Source organism: Pseudomonas sp. Z1-14 (genome assembly GCF_051132005.1).
In the GTDB taxonomy this organism is placed as follows: domain Bacteria; phylum Pseudomonadota; class Gammaproteobacteria; order Pseudomonadales; family Pseudomonadaceae; genus Aquipseudomonas.
The window spans coordinates 3,909,635-3,924,948 of sequence record NZ_CP071646.1 but is presented as its reverse complement, the minus strand read 5'-3'; the positions used below and the strand labels follow the sequence as shown (position 1 = coordinate 3,924,948).

At 59.6% G+C, this 15,314-nt stretch carries 11 protein-coding genes; 5 read left to right on the top strand and 6 right to left on the bottom strand.

Features of this window, described 5'->3' with window-relative positions:
• Nucleotides 1-114 precede the first annotated feature (114 nt).
• Nucleotides 115-1,290 (top strand): integrase core domain-containing protein, encoded by a 1,176-nt coding sequence (locus J3P89_RS17690; RefSeq protein WP_434623684.1) that lies wholly within the window; start codon nt 115-117, stop codon nt 1,288-1,290.
• Between the two features lie 943 nt (nt 1,291-2,233).
• On the opposite strand, the gene J3P89_RS17685 is transcribed toward J3P89_RS17690, so the two are convergent.
• The gene (locus J3P89_RS17685) at nt 2,234-4,459 is read right to left on the bottom strand and encodes an NADP-dependent isocitrate dehydrogenase (protein ID WP_434695088.1); all 2,226 of its coding nucleotides are present in this window, start codon (nt 4,457-4,459) and stop codon (nt 2,234-2,236) included.
• 481 nt (nt 4,460-4,940) lie between these two features.
• Here J3P89_RS17685 and icd point away from each other — a divergent pair, with 481 nt between their 5' ends.
• Nucleotides 4,941-6,197: an NADP-dependent isocitrate dehydrogenase gene (gene icd / locus J3P89_RS17680; protein ID WP_305495545.1), complete on the top strand. Its 1,257-nt coding sequence runs from the start codon at nt 4,941-4,943 to the stop codon at nt 6,195-6,197.
• Nucleotides 6,198-6,273: 76 nt separating this feature from the next.
• Here the strand turns inward: icd and J3P89_RS17675 are convergent, their stop codons facing one another.
• Entirely contained in the window at nt 6,274-6,573 is a 300-nt protein-coding gene (locus J3P89_RS17675; RefSeq protein WP_434624690.1) for a cold shock domain-containing protein, read from the bottom strand.
• A 224-nt stretch (nt 6,574-6,797) separates the two neighbouring features.
• Here J3P89_RS17675 and clpS point away from each other — a divergent pair, with 224 nt between their 5' ends.
• Nucleotides 6,798-7,160 (top strand): ATP-dependent Clp protease adapter ClpS, encoded by a 363-nt coding sequence (gene clpS / locus J3P89_RS17670; protein WP_305495541.1) that lies wholly within the window; start codon nt 6,798-6,800, stop codon nt 7,158-7,160.
• Nucleotides 7,161-7,189: 29 nt separating this feature from the next.
• Nucleotides 7,190-9,460, top strand: a complete 2,271-nt coding sequence (clpA, locus tag J3P89_RS17665) for an ATP-dependent Clp protease ATP-binding subunit ClpA (protein WP_305495539.1) — start codon at nt 7,190-7,192, stop codon at nt 9,458-9,460.
• Nucleotides 9,461-9,691: 231 nt separating this feature from the next.
• Here the strand turns inward: clpA and infA are convergent, their stop codons facing one another.
• The 4 genes from infA to trxB form a co-directional block, all read right to left on the bottom strand.
• Complete coding sequence (gene infA / locus J3P89_RS17660) at nt 9,692-9,910, bottom strand: translation initiation factor IF-1 (RefSeq protein WP_002553999.1); 219 nt, start codon at nt 9,908-9,910, stop codon at nt 9,692-9,694.
• 157 nt (nt 9,911-10,067) lie between these two features.
• Nucleotides 10,068-10,775, bottom strand: a complete 708-nt coding sequence (locus J3P89_RS17655; RefSeq protein WP_434695087.1) for an arginyltransferase — start codon at nt 10,773-10,775, stop codon at nt 10,068-10,070.
• 57 nt (nt 10,776-10,832) lie between these two features.
• Entirely contained in the window at nt 10,833-11,513 is a 681-nt protein-coding gene (gene aat / locus J3P89_RS17650; RefSeq protein ID WP_434569012.1) for a leucyl/phenylalanyl-tRNA--protein transferase, read from the bottom strand.
• 67 nt (nt 11,514-11,580) lie between these two features.
• Complete coding sequence (gene trxB, locus J3P89_RS17645; protein WP_434695086.1) at nt 11,581-12,540, bottom strand: thioredoxin-disulfide reductase; 960 nt, start codon at nt 12,538-12,540, stop codon at nt 11,581-11,583.
• A gap of 335 nt (nt 12,541-12,875) precedes the next feature.
• Here trxB and J3P89_RS17640 point away from each other — a divergent pair, with 335 nt between their 5' ends.
• Nucleotides 12,876-15,281: a DNA translocase FtsK gene (locus J3P89_RS17640; RefSeq protein WP_434569010.1), complete on the top strand. Its 2,406-nt coding sequence runs from the start codon at nt 12,876-12,878 to the stop codon at nt 15,279-15,281.
• The last annotated feature ends 33 nt before the right edge of the window (nt 15,282-15,314 follow it).

Sequence of the window (15,314 nt, the reverse complement as noted above, 5' to 3'; positions counted from 1 at the left end):
CAAAAAAGTAACCAAAAAGGCTTAGGGTATGACTCACCCACATAGGTTACAAATCAGTTCACTCACATAGGTAACAGTTTTTAACTGGCAGGGTCGGTTTTCGAGGATCTGACCATGCCATGGCGAGAGCTGAAACCTATGGACCTGAAACTGCTATTCATCGCGGACTACATCAAAGGCCCGCCAAGCTTCAGTGCGCTTTGCCAGGCTTACGAGATCAGTCGCAAGACTGGCTATAAATGGGTCGAGCGGTATGAGAAGGAAGGGCCGGCGGGACTGGAAGAACATAGTCGTCGTCGGCTTACCCAGGAATGGGTAGTGCCCCTGGCTGTCCGTGAGGCGATCATTGAATTACGCGGTCGGGGTGAGACAGAGCCTGGCCCCAAGAAAATTCAGGCGGCTTTGCTCGAGCGTTTCCCTGACCAGACGCCGCCATCAAAGACGTCGATCTACAACATTCTAAAGAAAGCTGAGCTGGTCAAACCACGCCGATTGCGTCAACGGGTGGCGGTTTATCCCAAACCACTGCAGAAAGCAGAGGCTCCCAACCAGCTATTCAGCGCCGATTACAAAGGCCAATTCCTGACAGGTGCGGGTGTCTGGTGCTATCCATTGACGATCATGGACCATGCCAGTCGTTTCTTGCTCGCTTGCCACAGCATGGCTAACACCAACTTCCAGGAAACCCAGGCGGTGTTTACTCAGGTGTTTCGTGAGCATGGTCTGCCGGAGCGCATTCGTACCGACAATGGTGTTCCGTTTGCGAGCAAAGGGCGTGCGGGCCTTTCCCAATTATCCATCTGGTGGTTGCGTCTAGGGATCATTCCTGAGCGGATCGCACCCGGCAGGCCGGAGCAAAATGGCCGGCATGAACGTATGCATCGAACGTTGAAAAGTACTCTTCCGTCACCACCAGCGGTAGCGTGGGAGGCCCAACAACGGCACTTTGATCGTTTCAGGCAACATTACAACTATGAGCGTTTCCACGAGGCTCTAAAGCAGAAGACACCCGCGTCCTGCTATGAGCCTTCGTCCCGCCAATACCCTGAGAAGCTTCCTGAGATGACCTACCCGAGCCATATCGATAGCCTCCAAGCGGACTGCTCGGGCATCGTCAATCGTCGTGGTCTAAGGATCTACGTCGGCTATGTGCTCAAGCACCAGACCATTGGACTGGAGCAAATAGAGGACGGGATCTGGGATGTTATCTTCGGCCCAATCATCCTTGGACGGATTGACGTAAGAGATGCCATTGATGGCTACGTGACACTCCGGGTGTTACCTATGTGAGTGCACTTTTTTGTAACCCATGTGGGTGATCCGTATATTAGCCCCACCACTCGGTGCCTCGCCTAGGCTCGGCATGCCCTCACTCCGGCATTGCTCCGTGGGCCGCCGCGAAGGGCCATCCATGGCCCAGCGCGGCTAACCCGGCGTCCATGCCGGGTTGCCCACTGCGCAATGCCTGCGTTCGGCCATCGTGGTTAACGGGGCGCCCCGGATCAAGATCAGGATCAAAAGCGAGGCGGCTTGGCGGCTGGCCTGTCTCTTTGGTTATACCCGATCTAACTGTGGGAGCGAGCTTGCTCGCGAAGGCGGCCTGATAGCTGGCCGGGATTTTGTTGGCTGAGTACATATCCATTGCTGCGGTCACGGCTGCTTAGGGTTCCGCCCTTACGGCGGGTCACTTTTTTCAGACGCCAAAAAAGTAACCAAAAAGGCTTTGCCCCACCACTCGGTGCCTCGCCTGGGCTCGGCATGCCCTCACTCCGGCATTGCTCCGTGGGCCGCCGCGAAGGGCCATCCATGGCCCAGCGCGGCTAACCCGGCGTCCATGCCGGGTTGCCCACTGCGCAATGCCTGCGTTCGGCCATCGTGGTTAACGGGGCGCCCCAAATCAGGATCAGGATCAGGATCAGGATCAAGATCAAGATCAAGATCGAAAGCGAGGCGGCCTGTCTCTTTGGCTATACCCCGATCTAATTGTGGGAGCGAGCCTGCTCGCGAAGGCGGCCTGACAGCCGACCTGTCTCTGCCGGCTCTGCTTCAATCCCCCTGTGGGAGCGAGCTTGCTCGCGATAGCGGTGGGTCAGTCAGCGCCTGAATTGAATGATGAATCGCAATCGCGAGCAAGCTCGCTCCCACAGGGTCGGGTGCTGTCTGACGGATAGTGTAAATGCCAGAAACACAAACCCCGGCACAGGGCCGGGGTTTGTGGTGTTTCCTTGCGACCTTATACCAGCGCAGCAATCGCCGCGTTGAAGGTGTCGCTTGGGCGCATGGCCTTGCTGGTCAGCTCGGGGTTGGCGAAGTAGTAGCCGCCGATCTCCACTGGCTTGCCTTGGACGGCGTTGAGCTCGGCAACGATTTTTTCTTCGTTGTCGGTCAGGGTCTTGGCCAGGGTGGTGAACTGCGCCTTGAGGGCTGCGTCGTCATCCTGGGCGGCCAGTGCCTGGGCCCAGAACAGGGTCAGGTAGAAGTGGCTGCCGCGGTTGTCGATGCCGCCGACCTTGCGCGAAGGCGACTTGTTGCGGTCCAGGAATTCGCCAGTCGCCTGGTCGAGAGTCTTGGCCAGCACCAGTGCTTTCGGGTTGTTGTAGGTCACGCCCAGGTGTTCCAGGGATGCGGCCAGGGCCAGGAACTCGCCCAGGGAATCCCAACGCAGGAAGTTCTCTTCCAGCAATTGCTGCACGTGCTTGGGTGCCGAGCCGCCGGCGCCGGTTTCGAACAGGCCGCCACCGTTCATCAGCGGCACGATCGAGAGCATCTTGGCGCTGGTGCCCAGTTCCATGATCGGGAACAGGTCGGTCAGGTAGTCACGCAGTACGTTGCCGGTCACCGAGATGGTGTCCTTGCCTTCGCGGGTACGCGCCAGGGTGAACTTCATCGCGTCGACAGGCGACATGATGCGGATCTCCAGGCCGCTGGTATCGTGATCCTTCAGGTAAGCCTGGACCTTCTCGATCATCACGCCATCGTGGGCGCGCATCGGGTCGAGCCAGAAGATTGCCGGGGTGCTGCTGGCGCGGGCGCGGTTGACGGCGAGCTTGACCCAGTCCTGGATCGGCGCGTCCTTGGTCTGGCACATGCGGAAGATATCGCCAGCCTCGACGTTCTGCTCCAGCAGGGTGCGACCGTTGCTGTCCGAGACGCGGACCACACCGTCAGTCTTGATCTGGAAGGTCTTGTCGTGGGAGCCGTACTCTTCGGCTTTCTTGGCCATCAGGCCGACGTTCGGCACGCTGCCCATGGTGGTCGGGTCGAAGGCGCCGTGTTGCTTGCAGTCTTCGATCACGGCCTGGTAGATGGTCGCGTAGCAGCGATCCGGGATCACGGCCTTGGTGTCGTGCAGCTGGCCGTCGGTGCCCCACATCTTGCCGGAGTCACGGATCATGGCTGGCATCGAGGCGTCGACGATGACGTCACTCGGCACGTGCAGGTTGGTGATGCCTTTGTCGGAGTTGACCATCGCCAGTGCCGGACGAACGGCATAGACCGCCTGGATGTCGGCTTCGATCTGCGCCTGCTGCTCGGCCGGCAGGGCCTTGATGCGGGCGTACAGGTCGCCGATGCCGTTGTTCAGGTTGAAGCCGATCTGCTCCAGTACCTGGGCGTGCTTGGCCAGCGCGTCCTTATAGTACTCAGCCACGATCTGGCCGAACATGATCGGGTCGGAGACCTTCATCATGGTCGCCTTGAGGTGAACCGACAGCAACACGCCTTTCTGCTTGGCGTCTTCGATTTCGGCGGCGATGAAATTGCGCAGGGCATTTTTGCTCATGACCGCGCAATCGAGGATCTCACCGGCTTGGACGGTGGTTTTTTCCTTCAGGACAGTGGCAGTACCGTCCTTGGCGATCAGCTCGATCTTCACGCTGCCCGCGGCGTCGATCAAGGCAGCTTTTTCGCTGCCGTAGAAATCGCCGGTGCTCATGTGGGCCACGTGGGATTTGGAATCGGCAGCCCAGGCGCCCATCTTGTGCGGGTGCTTGCGAGCGTAGTTCTTCACCGACAGCGGCGCGCGGCGGTCGGAGTTGCCTTCGCGCAGGACCGGGTTCACGGCGCTGCCCTTGACCTTGTCGTAACGGGCGCGGACTTCTTTCTCGGCGTCGGTGGTCACGGTTTCCGGGTAGTCTGGCAGTGCGTAGCCCTGGGCCTGCAATTCCTTGATCGCGGCCTGCAGTTGCGGCACCGAGGCGCTGATGTTCGGCAGCTTGATGATGTTGGCTTCAGGCGTGACGGCCAGGTCGCCCAGTTCGGCGAGGTGGTCGGCTACGGCTTTGTCACCCAGTTGCTCGGGGAAGCTGGCCAGGATGCGCCCTGCGAGGGAGATATCGCGGGTCTCCACGGCGATATCGGCCGAAGCGGTGAAGGCTTCGACGATCGGCAGCAGCGAATAGGTGGCGAGGGCAGGCGCTTCGTCGGTGAAGGTATAGATGATCTTCGAGCGGGTGGGCATATTCGGATTAACTCTCTTCTTTGCTAAAGCATGCGCAGAAACTCGAGGGGCGCCGGGTAAGCGCGTTCGTTCAAAGTCATCCGTGAGCCGAATGTCGAGGTTTCTTCGCGGTGATGTTGGGTGCATCAGTCGAGCGTCAAGCGGTCGGGCCGCGGTAACGGTCCGGCTTTCAAATTGGCGGAAAGTCTCGTGATAGAGCCGTCAGCCGTCGTGACCCTGTGGTCAGCGGCGGCATTATACATAGGTAGCTGGCGATCTGCCGACGGTTCATAGACTTCCGTACACGTCCATTGGTCTAAACGTCGCAGGCCGCGGGGCTGGACTATGCTCAAGTTTGGCGCTTTTCCCTTGGTTTTCAGGCTTGTACGCGGCGAACTCGGTTTATTTGCCGAGGACGGGCCGAACGTAGGGTTTGCGTGCCGATACAACTGGGGTACGCTCGAACGCAGCCAGATGTTCAATCCAAGCAATGGAGTTCAGCATGGGGTATCAAAAGATTCAGGTTCCAGCCGTCGGTGACAAAATCACCGTCAATGCAGACCATTCTCTTAATGTTCCCGACAATCCGATCATCCCTTTCATTGAAGGTGACGGCATTGGCGTTGATATCAGTCCGGTCATGATCAAGGTCGTCGACGCCGCGGTCGAGAAGGCTTATGGCGGCAAGCGCAAGATTTCCTGGATGGAAGTCTATGCCGGTGAAAAAGCCACCCAGGTCTACGACCAGGACACCTGGCTTCCCCAGGAAACCCTGGACGCGGTCAAGGACTACGTGGTTTCCATCAAGGGCCCTCTGACCACGCCGGTCGGTGGTGGTATCCGCTCGTTGAACGTCGCGCTGCGCCAGCAGCTGGACCTGTATGTCTGCCTGCGCCCGGTGCGCTGGTTCGAGGGTGTGCCAAGCCCGGTGAAGAAGCCTGGCGATGTCGACATGACAATCTTCCGCGAGAACTCCGAAGACATCTATGCAGGCATCGAGTGGAAGGCTGGTTCGGCCGAGGCCACCAAGGTCATCAAGTTCCTCAAGGAGGAAATGGGTGTCACCAAGATCCGCTTCGACGAAGATTGCGGTATCGGCGTCAAGCCGGTTTCCAAGCAGGGCACCAAACGTCTGGCGCGCAAAGCCTTGCAATATGTTGTCGACAATGACCGCGATTCGCTGACCATCGTGCACAAAGGCAACATCATGAAGTTCACCGAAGGTGCCTTCAAGGAATGGGCCTACGAAGTGGCGGCCGAAGAGTTCGGCGCGACCCTGCTCGACGGCGGGCCCTGGATGCAGTTCAAGAATCCGCGGACCGGCAAGAATGTCGTGGTCAAGGATGCCATCGCCGACGCCATGCTCCAGCAGATCCTGCTGCGCCCGGCCGAGTACGACGTGATCGCGACCCTGAACCTCAACGGCGACTATCTTTCCGACGCCCTGGCGGCCGAAGTGGGTGGTATCGGTATCGCGCCGGGCGCCAACCTGTCGGACACCGTGGCGATGTTCGAGGCCACCCATGGCACCGCGCCCAAATACGCCGGCAAGGACCAGGTCAACCCGGGTTCGCTGATCCTGTCGGCGGAAATGATGCTGCGTCACATGGGTTGGACCGAAGCGGCCGACCTGATCATCAAGGGCACCAACGGCGCGATCTCGGCCAAAACCGTGACCTATGACTTCGAACGCCTGATGGACGGAGCCAAGCTGGTATCGTCTTCCGGCTTTGGTGATGCACTGATCTCGCACATGTAGGCGGATCGTTACGCAACTGAAAACGCCCGGCTCGAGTGATCGATCCGGGCGTTTTGCCTGAGGAGGGGCGGGTGTGTCAGCCTTTTTCGGAGGCGCTGACGTGCTCCAGGGCGTTGACGGATTCGGGCGTGGCGTCGGCGTTGTCCTGCGCGACGGGCGTGATGGCGACTGCGTGTACGCCCTTGGGACCCTGGATCATGCTGAACGACACGGTTTGCCCGGCCTTCAAGGTCTTGTAGCCGTCCATCAGGATCGCCGAGTAGTGAGCGAACAGGTCTTCCTTATTCGGATCGCCATCGCGATTGATAAACCCGAAGCCCTTGGAGTTGTTGAACCATTTGACCTTGCCCTTGAATGTCATCCCGGTACCCGGCATACCAATATCCCTCTGCAACACACCCCGCCATGGGAGTATCATCCTGACCATCCGCCGTCGATCATTGAAATCGGATTGACTTCACGGACCTTTTTAACCCACGGTGGGCTCTATTGGTTGTAACACCGATTTGCCGATAGTCAAGGTGATCGGGCAGTAGCGGTTGAAATCGCCTGCAAGCGGCCCCATCACTGTATTCGCCAACTAAACGAACCTTTCTTTCCATGCATGCAATCAGCCAGATTCGACTAACATTCAATCAGGATCGCCCGGATCTACATGACGACGATTCAGCGGGTATTGCTGTTCAGGAATCAAAGCCCGCTTTACAGGCTCCACCGATGTACAAGGTGGTTTTGTTCAACGATGACTACACACCGATGGATTTCGTCGTCGAAGTGCTCGAGGTGTTTTTTAACCTGAATCGCGAGCTGGCGACCAAGGTCATGCTGGCCGTCCATACAGAGGGACGGGCAGTATGTGGAGTGTTTACCCGCGACATCGCCGAGACAAAGGCCATGCAGGTCAACCAGTACGCCCGGGAAAGCCAGCATCCGCTACTCTGTGAAATCGAGAAGGACGGTTAACGCCGACCACTTGGGTATGAGGTGAAGCTATGTTAAACCGCGAGCTCGAAGTCACCCTCAATCTTGCCTTCAAGGAGGCTCGTTCGAAGCGTCATGAATTCATGACCGTCGAACACCTGCTGCTGGCCCTATTGGATAATGAGGCTGCCGCCACCGTTTTGCGTGCCTGCGGCGCAAACCTCGATAAACTCAAGCATGATCTGCAGGAGTTCATCGACTCCACCACGCCATTGATCCCCGTTCATGACGAGGATCGCGAAACCCAGCCAACCCTGGGCTTCCAGCGTGTATTGCAGCGTGCTGTCTTTCACGTACAGAGCTCGGGCAAGCGCGAAGTCACCGGCGCCAATGTCCTGGTCGCGATCTTCAGCGAGCAGGAAAGCCAGGCGGTCTTCCTGCTCAAGCAGCAGAGCGTGGCGCGTATCGATGTCGTCAACTACATCGCCCATGGCATCTCCAAGGTGCCCGGGCATGGCGATCATTCCGAGGGTGAGCAGGACATGCAGGACGACGAGGGCGGTGAGTCTTCTTCTTCAGGCAATCCCCTGGATGCCTATGCGAGCAACCTGAACGAACTGGCCCGTCAGGGTCGTATCGACCCGCTGGTCGGGCGCGAGGCGGAAGTCGAGCGCGTGGCGCAGATCCTGGCCCGGCGTCGCAAGAACAATCCGCTGCTGGTAGGCGAGGCGGGCGTGGGCAAGACCGCGATCGCCGAAGGCCTGGCCAAGCGCATCGTCGATAACCAGGTGCCGGACCTGCTGGCCAACAGTGTCGTCTATTCCCTCGACCTGGGTGCCTTGCTGGCCGGTACCAAATACCGCGGCGACTTCGAGAAACGCTTCAAGGCGCTGCTCGGCGAGCTGAAGAAACGTCCGCAGGCGATCCTGTTCATCGACGAGATCCACACCATCATCGGTGCCGGTGCTGCGTCGGGTGGCGTCATGGATGCCTCTAACCTGCTCAAGCCGTTGCTCTCTTCGGGTGATATCCGTTGCATCGGCTCGACCACGTTCCAGGAATTCCGTGGCATTTTCGAGAAAGACCGTGCTTTGGCCCGGCGTTTCCAGAAAGTCGACGTCTCGGAGCCGTCGGTGGAAGACACCATCGGCATCCTGCGCGGCCTGAAAGGGCGTTTCGAGCTGCACCACAGCATCGAATACAGCGATGAAGCGTTGCGCGCCGCCGCCGAGCTGGCCTCGCGCTACATCAATGATCGGCACATGCCGGACAAAGCCATTGATGTCATCGACGAGGCGGGTGCCTACCAGCGCCTGCAACCGGTGGAGAACCGCGTCAAGCGCATCGACGTGCCACAGGTCGAGGACATCGTCGCTAAGATCGCGCGGATTCCCCCCAAACACGTCACCAGTTCCGACAAGGAGCTGCTGCGTAACCTGGAGCGCGACCTGAAGCTCACGGTGTTCGGCCAGGATGCGGCCATCGACTCGCTGTCGACCGCCATCAAGCTGTCGCGCGCGGGTCTCAAGTCGCCGGACAAACCGGTCGGTTCGTTCCTGTTCGCCGGGCCTACCGGTGTCGGCAAGACCGAGGCGGCACGGCAGTTGGCCAAGGCGCTGGGGATCGAGCTGGTGCGCTTCGACATGTCCGAGTACATGGAGCGTCACACCGTATCGCGGCTGATCGGTGCGCCTCCAGGTTATGTCGGCTTCGACCAGGGCGGCCTGTTGACCGAGGCGATCACCAAGCAGCCGCACTGCGTGCTGTTGCTCGATGAGATCGAGAAGGCGCATCCGGAAGTCTTCAACCTGCTGCTGCAGGTCATGGACCACGGTACGCTGACCGACAACAACGGACGCAAGGCGGATTTCCGCAACGTGATCATCATCATGACCACCAACGCCGGCGCTGAAACCGCTGCGCGCGCTTCGATCGGTTTCACCCATCAGGATCACTCGTCCGATGCGATGGAAGTGATCAAGAAGAGCTTCACGCCTGAGTTCCGTAACCGCCTGGACACTATCATCCAGTTTGGTCGCCTCAGCCATGAAGTCATCAAGAGCGTGGTGGACAAGTTCCTTACCGAACTTCAGGCGCAGCTCGAAGACAAGCGGGTGTTGCTGGAGGTTACCGATGCGGCCCGCAGCTGGCTCGCCGAAGGTGGCTACGATGTGACGATGGGAGCGCGGCCAATGGCTCGCCTGATCCAGGACAAGATCAAGCGCCCACTGGCGGAGGAAATCCTCTTTGGCGAACTGGCCGAGCATGGCGGTGTGGTCCACATCGACATCAAGGATGGCGAGCTGACGTTCGACTTCGAAACCACGGCGGAAATGGCCTGATCGTACACCGCAATAAGCAAAAGGCGCCGAAAGGCGCCTTTTTGCTATATGCGACACCGCAATCCCATGTGGGAGCGAGCTTGCTCGCGATGGCTGCGGCACATTCGACACCGATGCAAACTGACCCACCGCTATCGCGAGCAAGCTCGCTCCCACATTGTTTCGGGGCAGCCATCAAATCCCAGGCAAACAAAAACGCCCGACATCAGCCGGGCGTTTTGTATTGACTTGTTAGCGAGCGCGGTAAGTGATGCGCCCTTTGCTCAAGTCATAGGGCGTCAGCTCGACGCGCACTTTGTCACCGGTAAGAATACGAATGTAGTTCTTGCGCATCTTGCCGGAGATATGCGCGGTTACGACGTGCCCATTTTCCAACTCCACACGAAACATGGTGTTGGGCAGGGTGTCGACGACAGTGCCTTCCATTTCGAAGCTGTCTTCTTTCGACATGCAGTAAAGCCCTCGGTATCCAGTGAATGGCCCGGTGCAACTGCGCCAGGCAAAAGCGGCGTGCATTGTGCCCGAAAAAGGGGGGGCAAGCCAAGGGGTTCTTGGGATACTCGACGAGTCGGGTACTTGCATCGGGGCACTCATTGCGAGCGAGCCCTTAGTTCAGGACAACCCACCGCTGGTTGATCAGCAATTCAATGGGCCGATATTGGGTCTTGTAGTTCATTTTTTTGCAGCTCTTGATCCAGTAGCCCAAGTACACCGCATCCAGGCCCAGGCGCCGGCACTCGTTGATCTGCCAGAGAATCGCAAAACGCCCCAGGCTGCGTTTTTCTTCGTCGGGCTCATAGAACGTGTACACCGCCGAAAGCCCATTGGGCAGCAGGTCGGTGACGGCGATGGCGACCAGTCGGCCATCGAGGCGGAACTCGTAGAAGCGCGAGAACGGCAGGTCGCGCACCAGGAACGTCGAGAATTGATCCCGGCTGGGCGGGTACATGTCGCCATCGGCGTGGCGTTGCTCGATATAGCGCTGGTACAGGTCAAAATATTCTTCGGTAAATTGCGGCTTGGCCGGGCGCACCTGCAAGTCAGCGTTGCGCTTGAAAATACGCTTTTGCTGGCGATTGGGTGTGAATCGCGCCACGGGAATGCGCGCCGGAACGCACGCATTGCAGTGTTGGCAATGGGGCCGGTAAAGATGATCGCCACTGCGCCGAAAGCCCATTTCCGACAGGTCTGCGTAGACATGCACATCCATGGGCTGGCTCGGGTCGAGGAACAGGGTCGTGGCCTGCTCCTCCGGCAGATAACTGCAAGAGTGAGGTTGAGTGGCATAGAACTTCAAGCGCGCCAACTCGGTCATGATCAACCCTCGGGATAAAACTTCAATTCAAGTGTAAGCCAGTCGCGCGAATATCGCTCAGCAAAGCCAAGTGGCCTGGTTGGGCTGGTCCAGGTGCGCCTTCAAGTAATCGGCAAACGCTGCGCGGGGAATCGACCGGGCGCCCAGGCTGTGCAGATGCTCGGTGGGCATCTGGCAGTCAATGAGCACGAAACCCGCTTCCTTGAGATGTTGGACCAGGGTTGCGAAGCCGAATTTCGACGCATTGTCGGCCCGGCTGAACATCGACTCACCGAAAAACAGCTGCCCCATCGCCAGGCCATACAAGCCGCCCACCAACTGGTCCTGGTCCCAGACCTCCACCGAATGGGCGAAGCCACGCCGGTGCAGTTCCAGATAAGCGGTCTGCATGGCGTCGGTGATCCAGGTGCCGTCGGCATAATCGCGGGGTGCGGCGCAGGCCTTGATGACCGCCGCGAAGTCCCGGTCGAACGTCACTTGATAGCGCTGCTTGCGCAACAGCTTGTTCAGGCTACGGGAAACATGCAGTTCGTCGGGAAACAGCACGGTGCGCGGGTCCGGTGACCACCACAGGATCGGCTGTCCTTCCGAGAACCATGGAAAGCAGCCGTGGCGATAGGCCTGGATCAACCGATCGGCGCAAAGATCCCCGCCGGCGGCCAGCAAGCCATTGGGGTCGCGCATGGCTTTTTCCAGCGGTGGGAAATCGAACGTGTTGCGTTGTAACCAGGTCAGCATCGTTATCCGGACTTGCAGAAGGGGAGGGGAGCGGGCCCTGTCATAGGCCCGCCCTAGAGGTTAACCGTCAAACGGCCGGGATGTCATCGAGATACTTCTCTGCATCCAGCGCGGCCATGCAACCGGCGCCAGCGGACGTAATGGCCTGGCGATAGACGTGGTCAGCCACGTCGCCGGCGGCAAAAACACCTTCGATGTCAGTGGCGGTGGCATTGCCTTCGCTGCCGCCACGCACAATCAGGTAGCCGTCGCGCATCTGCAACTGGCCCTGGAACAGATCGGTGTTGGGTTTATGTCCGATGGCGATGAACACTCCGGCCAGGGATAACGTGCTGGTATCGCCCGTCTCGCTGTGCCGCAGGCGCGCGCCGGTCACGCCGCTGGCGTCACCCAGCACTTCATCCAGGTTCTGGTTCCAGTGCAGGCGGATATTGCCGTTGGCTGCCTTTTCGAAGAGCTTGTCCTGCAATATCTTTTCCGCGCGCAGCTTGTCGCGGCGGTGAATCAGGTGAACTTCCCTGGCGATGTTCGACAGGTACAAGGCTTCTTCAACCGCCGTGTTACCGCCACCGATAACGGCCACCACCTGGTTTCGATAAAAGAAGCCATCACAGGTCGCGCAGGCGGACACGCCTTTGCCGGCGAAGGTTTCCTCCGAAGGCAGGCCCAGGTATTGAGCCGAGGCGCCAGTGGCGATGATCAATGCATCGCAGGTATAGGTGCCGCTGTCGCCGACCAGTTCGAGCGGTCGCTGTTGCAACTTGGCGGTATGGATATGGTCGTAGACGATCTGCGTGTCGAAGCGCTCGGCGTGCCGCTGCATGCGTTCCATGAGTACGGGACCGGTCAGGCCTTCGACATCGCCGGGCCAGTTATCGACTTCGACCGTGGTGGTGAGCTGGCCACCGGCCTGTATGCCGGTAATGACAACGGGTTTGAGGTTGGCGCGGGCCGCATAGACTGCCGCGCTGTACCCTGCAGGGCCCGAACCGAGAATGATCAGGCGTGAATGCTTCGCTTCGCTCATAAAAAACACCTCATAAGCCTTTGTCACAAAAGAGAATGCATGCTCAAATTGGCGCCCGATGACCCGTTTCTGGCCAGGTTGTCGCCGGGCGCGCGGGCAATGCCTCTGGCAAGACAAACCCGTACAATGCTTGAGTTTTGAACGCAGGACGGGCAAAAGGTCAAATCTTCGGCAACACCTGCGGTTTTCCGGACGCATGCCACAGTGGTAAAACATGCCTCAGTGGTAAAAGTAGTACCGGTTGAGCACATTCACTTTTTTTACCTGCTCCCCGTGGGCAGTTTTTATAGTCATTCAACAGATGGACGCGCCATTGGCGCAGGAAAAGAAGCGTTTTGAAGAAATCCACCGCAGCACCCAAGACAGTCGTTCCGCTCTGGCGCCAACAATTGCACTACCGGCTCAAGGAAGGTGCGTTGATCGCCATTGGGGCCTTGTGCCTGTTCCTGATGATGGCCTTGCTGACCTACGGCAAGGACGATCCGGGCTGGAGCCACAACAGCAAGATCGAAGACGTGCAGAATTTCGGCGGGCCGGCCGGTTCCTACAGCGCTGACATCCTGTTCATGGTGCTGGGCTATTTCGCCTATATTTTCCCGCTGCTGCTGGCGATCAAGACCTATCAGATTTTCCGCCAGCGCCATGAGCCCTGGCAGTGGAGCGGCTGGCTGTTCTCCTGGCGCCTGATTGGCCTGGTGTTCCTGGTGTTGTCGGGCGCCGCGCTGGCACATATCCATTTCCACGCACCCACCGGCCTGCCGGCCGGGGCGGGTGGTGCGCTGGGCGAGAGCCTTGGTGATCTGGCGCGCAATGCCCTGAATATCCAGGGCAGCACGCTGCTGTTCATCGCACTGTTCCTCTTCGGCCTGACAGTGTTCACCGACCTGTCCTGGTTCAAGGTCATGGACGTGACCGGCAAGATCACGCTCGACCTCATCGAATTGATCCAGGGTGCGCTGAACCGCTGGTGGGCGGCGCGCAACGAACGCAAGCAACTGGTGGCGCAACTGCGTGAAGTGGACGATCGGGTCCATGACGTCGTGGCGCCCACCGTTCCGGACAAACGCGAGCAGGCGAAGGTCAAGGAACGCCTGATCGAGCGTGAGCAGGCCCTGAGCAAGCACATGTCCGAGCGCGAAAAGCAGGTGCCGCCGGTCATCACCATGGCCCCGGCCAAGCCGCCGGAGCAGAGCAAGCGCGTGCAGAAGGAAAAACAGGCGCCGCTGTTCGTCGACAGCGCGGTGGAAGGGACCTTGCCACCGATTTCGATCCTCGATCCTGCCGAAAAGAAACAACTCAATTATTCCCCCGAATCCCTGGCGGCCGTCGGTCACCTGCTGGAGATCAAGCTCAAGGAGTTCGGTGTCGAGGTGTCGGTGGATTCGATCCATCCGGGTCCGGTCATTACCCGTTACGAAATCCAGCCGGCCGCCGGCGTCAAGGTCAGCCGTATCGCCAACCTCGCGAAGGACCTGGCGCGCTCCCTGGCCGTCACCAGCGTGCGGGTGGTGGAAGTGATCCCGGGCAAGACCACCGTGGGCATCGAGATCCCCAACGAGGATCGCCAGATCGTGCGCTTCTCCGAGGTGCTCTCGACCCCCGAGTACGACAATCACAAGTCACCGGTCACCCTGGCCCTGGGCCACGACATCGGCGGCAAGCCGGTCATCACCGACCTGGCGAAGATGCCTCACCTGCTGGTGGCCGGTACCACCGGTTCGGGTAAGTCGGTGGGGGTGAACGCGATGATCCTGTCGATCCTGTTCAAGTCCGGCCCGGAAGACGCCAAGCTGATCATGATCGACCCGAAGATGCTCGAATTGTCGATCTACGAAGGCATCCCGCACCTGCTGTGCCCGGTGGTCACCGACATGAAGGACGCGGCCAACGCCCTGCGCTGGAGCGTTGCCGAGATGGAGCGCCGCTACAAGCTGATGGCGAAGATGGGCGTGCGCAACCTGTCGGGCTTCAACGCCAAGGTCAAGGAGGCCGAGGAAGCCGGCACGCCGTTGAGCGACCCGCTCTACCACCGCGAAAGCATCCACGACGAAGCGCCGCTGTTGCACAAGCTGCCGACCATCGTGGTGGTGGTGGACGAATTCGCCGACATGATGATGATCGTCGGCAAGAAGGTCGAAGAACTGATCGCCCGTATCGCCCAGAAAGCCCGTGCGGCCGGTATTCACCTGATCCTCGCCACCCAACGGCCGTCGGTGGACGTGATCACCGGTCTGATCAAGGCCAACATCCCGACCCGCATGGCGTTCCAGGTGTCGAGCAAGATCGACTCGCGGACCATCATCGACCAGGGCGGCGCCGAGCAATTGCTCGGCCACGGTGACATGCTCTACATGCCGCCCGGCACCAGCCTGCCGATCCGTGTCCACGGTGCGTTCGTCTCCGATGACGAAGTGCACCGCGTGGTCGAAGCCTGGAAGTTGCGTGGCGCGCCTGAATACAACGACGACATCCTCAACGGTGTCGAAGAGGCCGGCAGCGGTTTCGAGGGCAGCAGTGGCGGCGGTGACGACGATGCCGAGACCGATGCGCTCTATGACGAAGCAGTGCAGTTCGTCCTGGAGAGTCGCCGTGCCTCGATTTCCGCCGTACAGCGCAAGCTGAAGATCGGCTACAACCGCGCCGCACGCATGATCGAGGCCATGGAAATGGCCGGGGTCGTGACGGCCATGAACACCAACGGCTCGCGCGAAGTGCTGGCGCCGGGCCCGATGCGCGACTGACAACCCGGGCGGCGTGATGACGCGCCGCTCGCC

Bases quoted from the DNA above. Each gene is read 5' to 3' on its own strand.
- clpS (WP_305495541.1), top strand. From the start codon at position 6,798: ATGCATGCAATCAGCCAGATTCGACTAACATTCAATCAGGATCGCCCG.
- aat (WP_434569012.1), bottom strand. From the start codon at position 11,513: ATGCTGACCTGGTTACAACGCAACACGTTCGATTTCCCACCGCTGGAA.
- J3P89_RS17685 (WP_434695088.1), bottom strand. From the start codon at position 4,459: ATGCCCACCCGCTCGAAGATCATCTATACCTTCACCGACGAAGCGCCT.
- J3P89_RS17655 (WP_434695087.1), bottom strand. From the start codon at position 10,775: ATGACCGAGTTGGCGCGCTTGAAGTTCTATGCCACTCAACCTCACTCT.
- infA (WP_002553999.1), bottom strand. From the start codon at position 9,910: ATGTCGAAAGAAGACAGCTTCGAAATGGAAGGCACTGTCGTCGACACC.
- clpA (WP_305495539.1), top strand. From the start codon at position 7,190: ATGTTAAACCGCGAGCTCGAAGTCACCCTCAATCTTGCCTTCAAGGAG.
- trxB (WP_434695086.1), bottom strand. From the start codon at position 12,540: ATGAGCGAAGCGAAGCATTCACGCCTGATCATTCTCGGTTCGGGCCCT.
- J3P89_RS17690 (WP_434623684.1), top strand. From the start codon at position 115: ATGCCATGGCGAGAGCTGAAACCTATGGACCTGAAACTGCTATTCATC.
- J3P89_RS17675 (WP_434624690.1), bottom strand. From the start codon at position 6,573: ATGCCGGGTACCGGGATGACATTCAAGGGCAAGGTCAAATGGTTCAAC.
- icd (WP_305495545.1), top strand. From the start codon at position 4,941: ATGGGGTATCAAAAGATTCAGGTTCCAGCCGTCGGTGACAAAATCACC.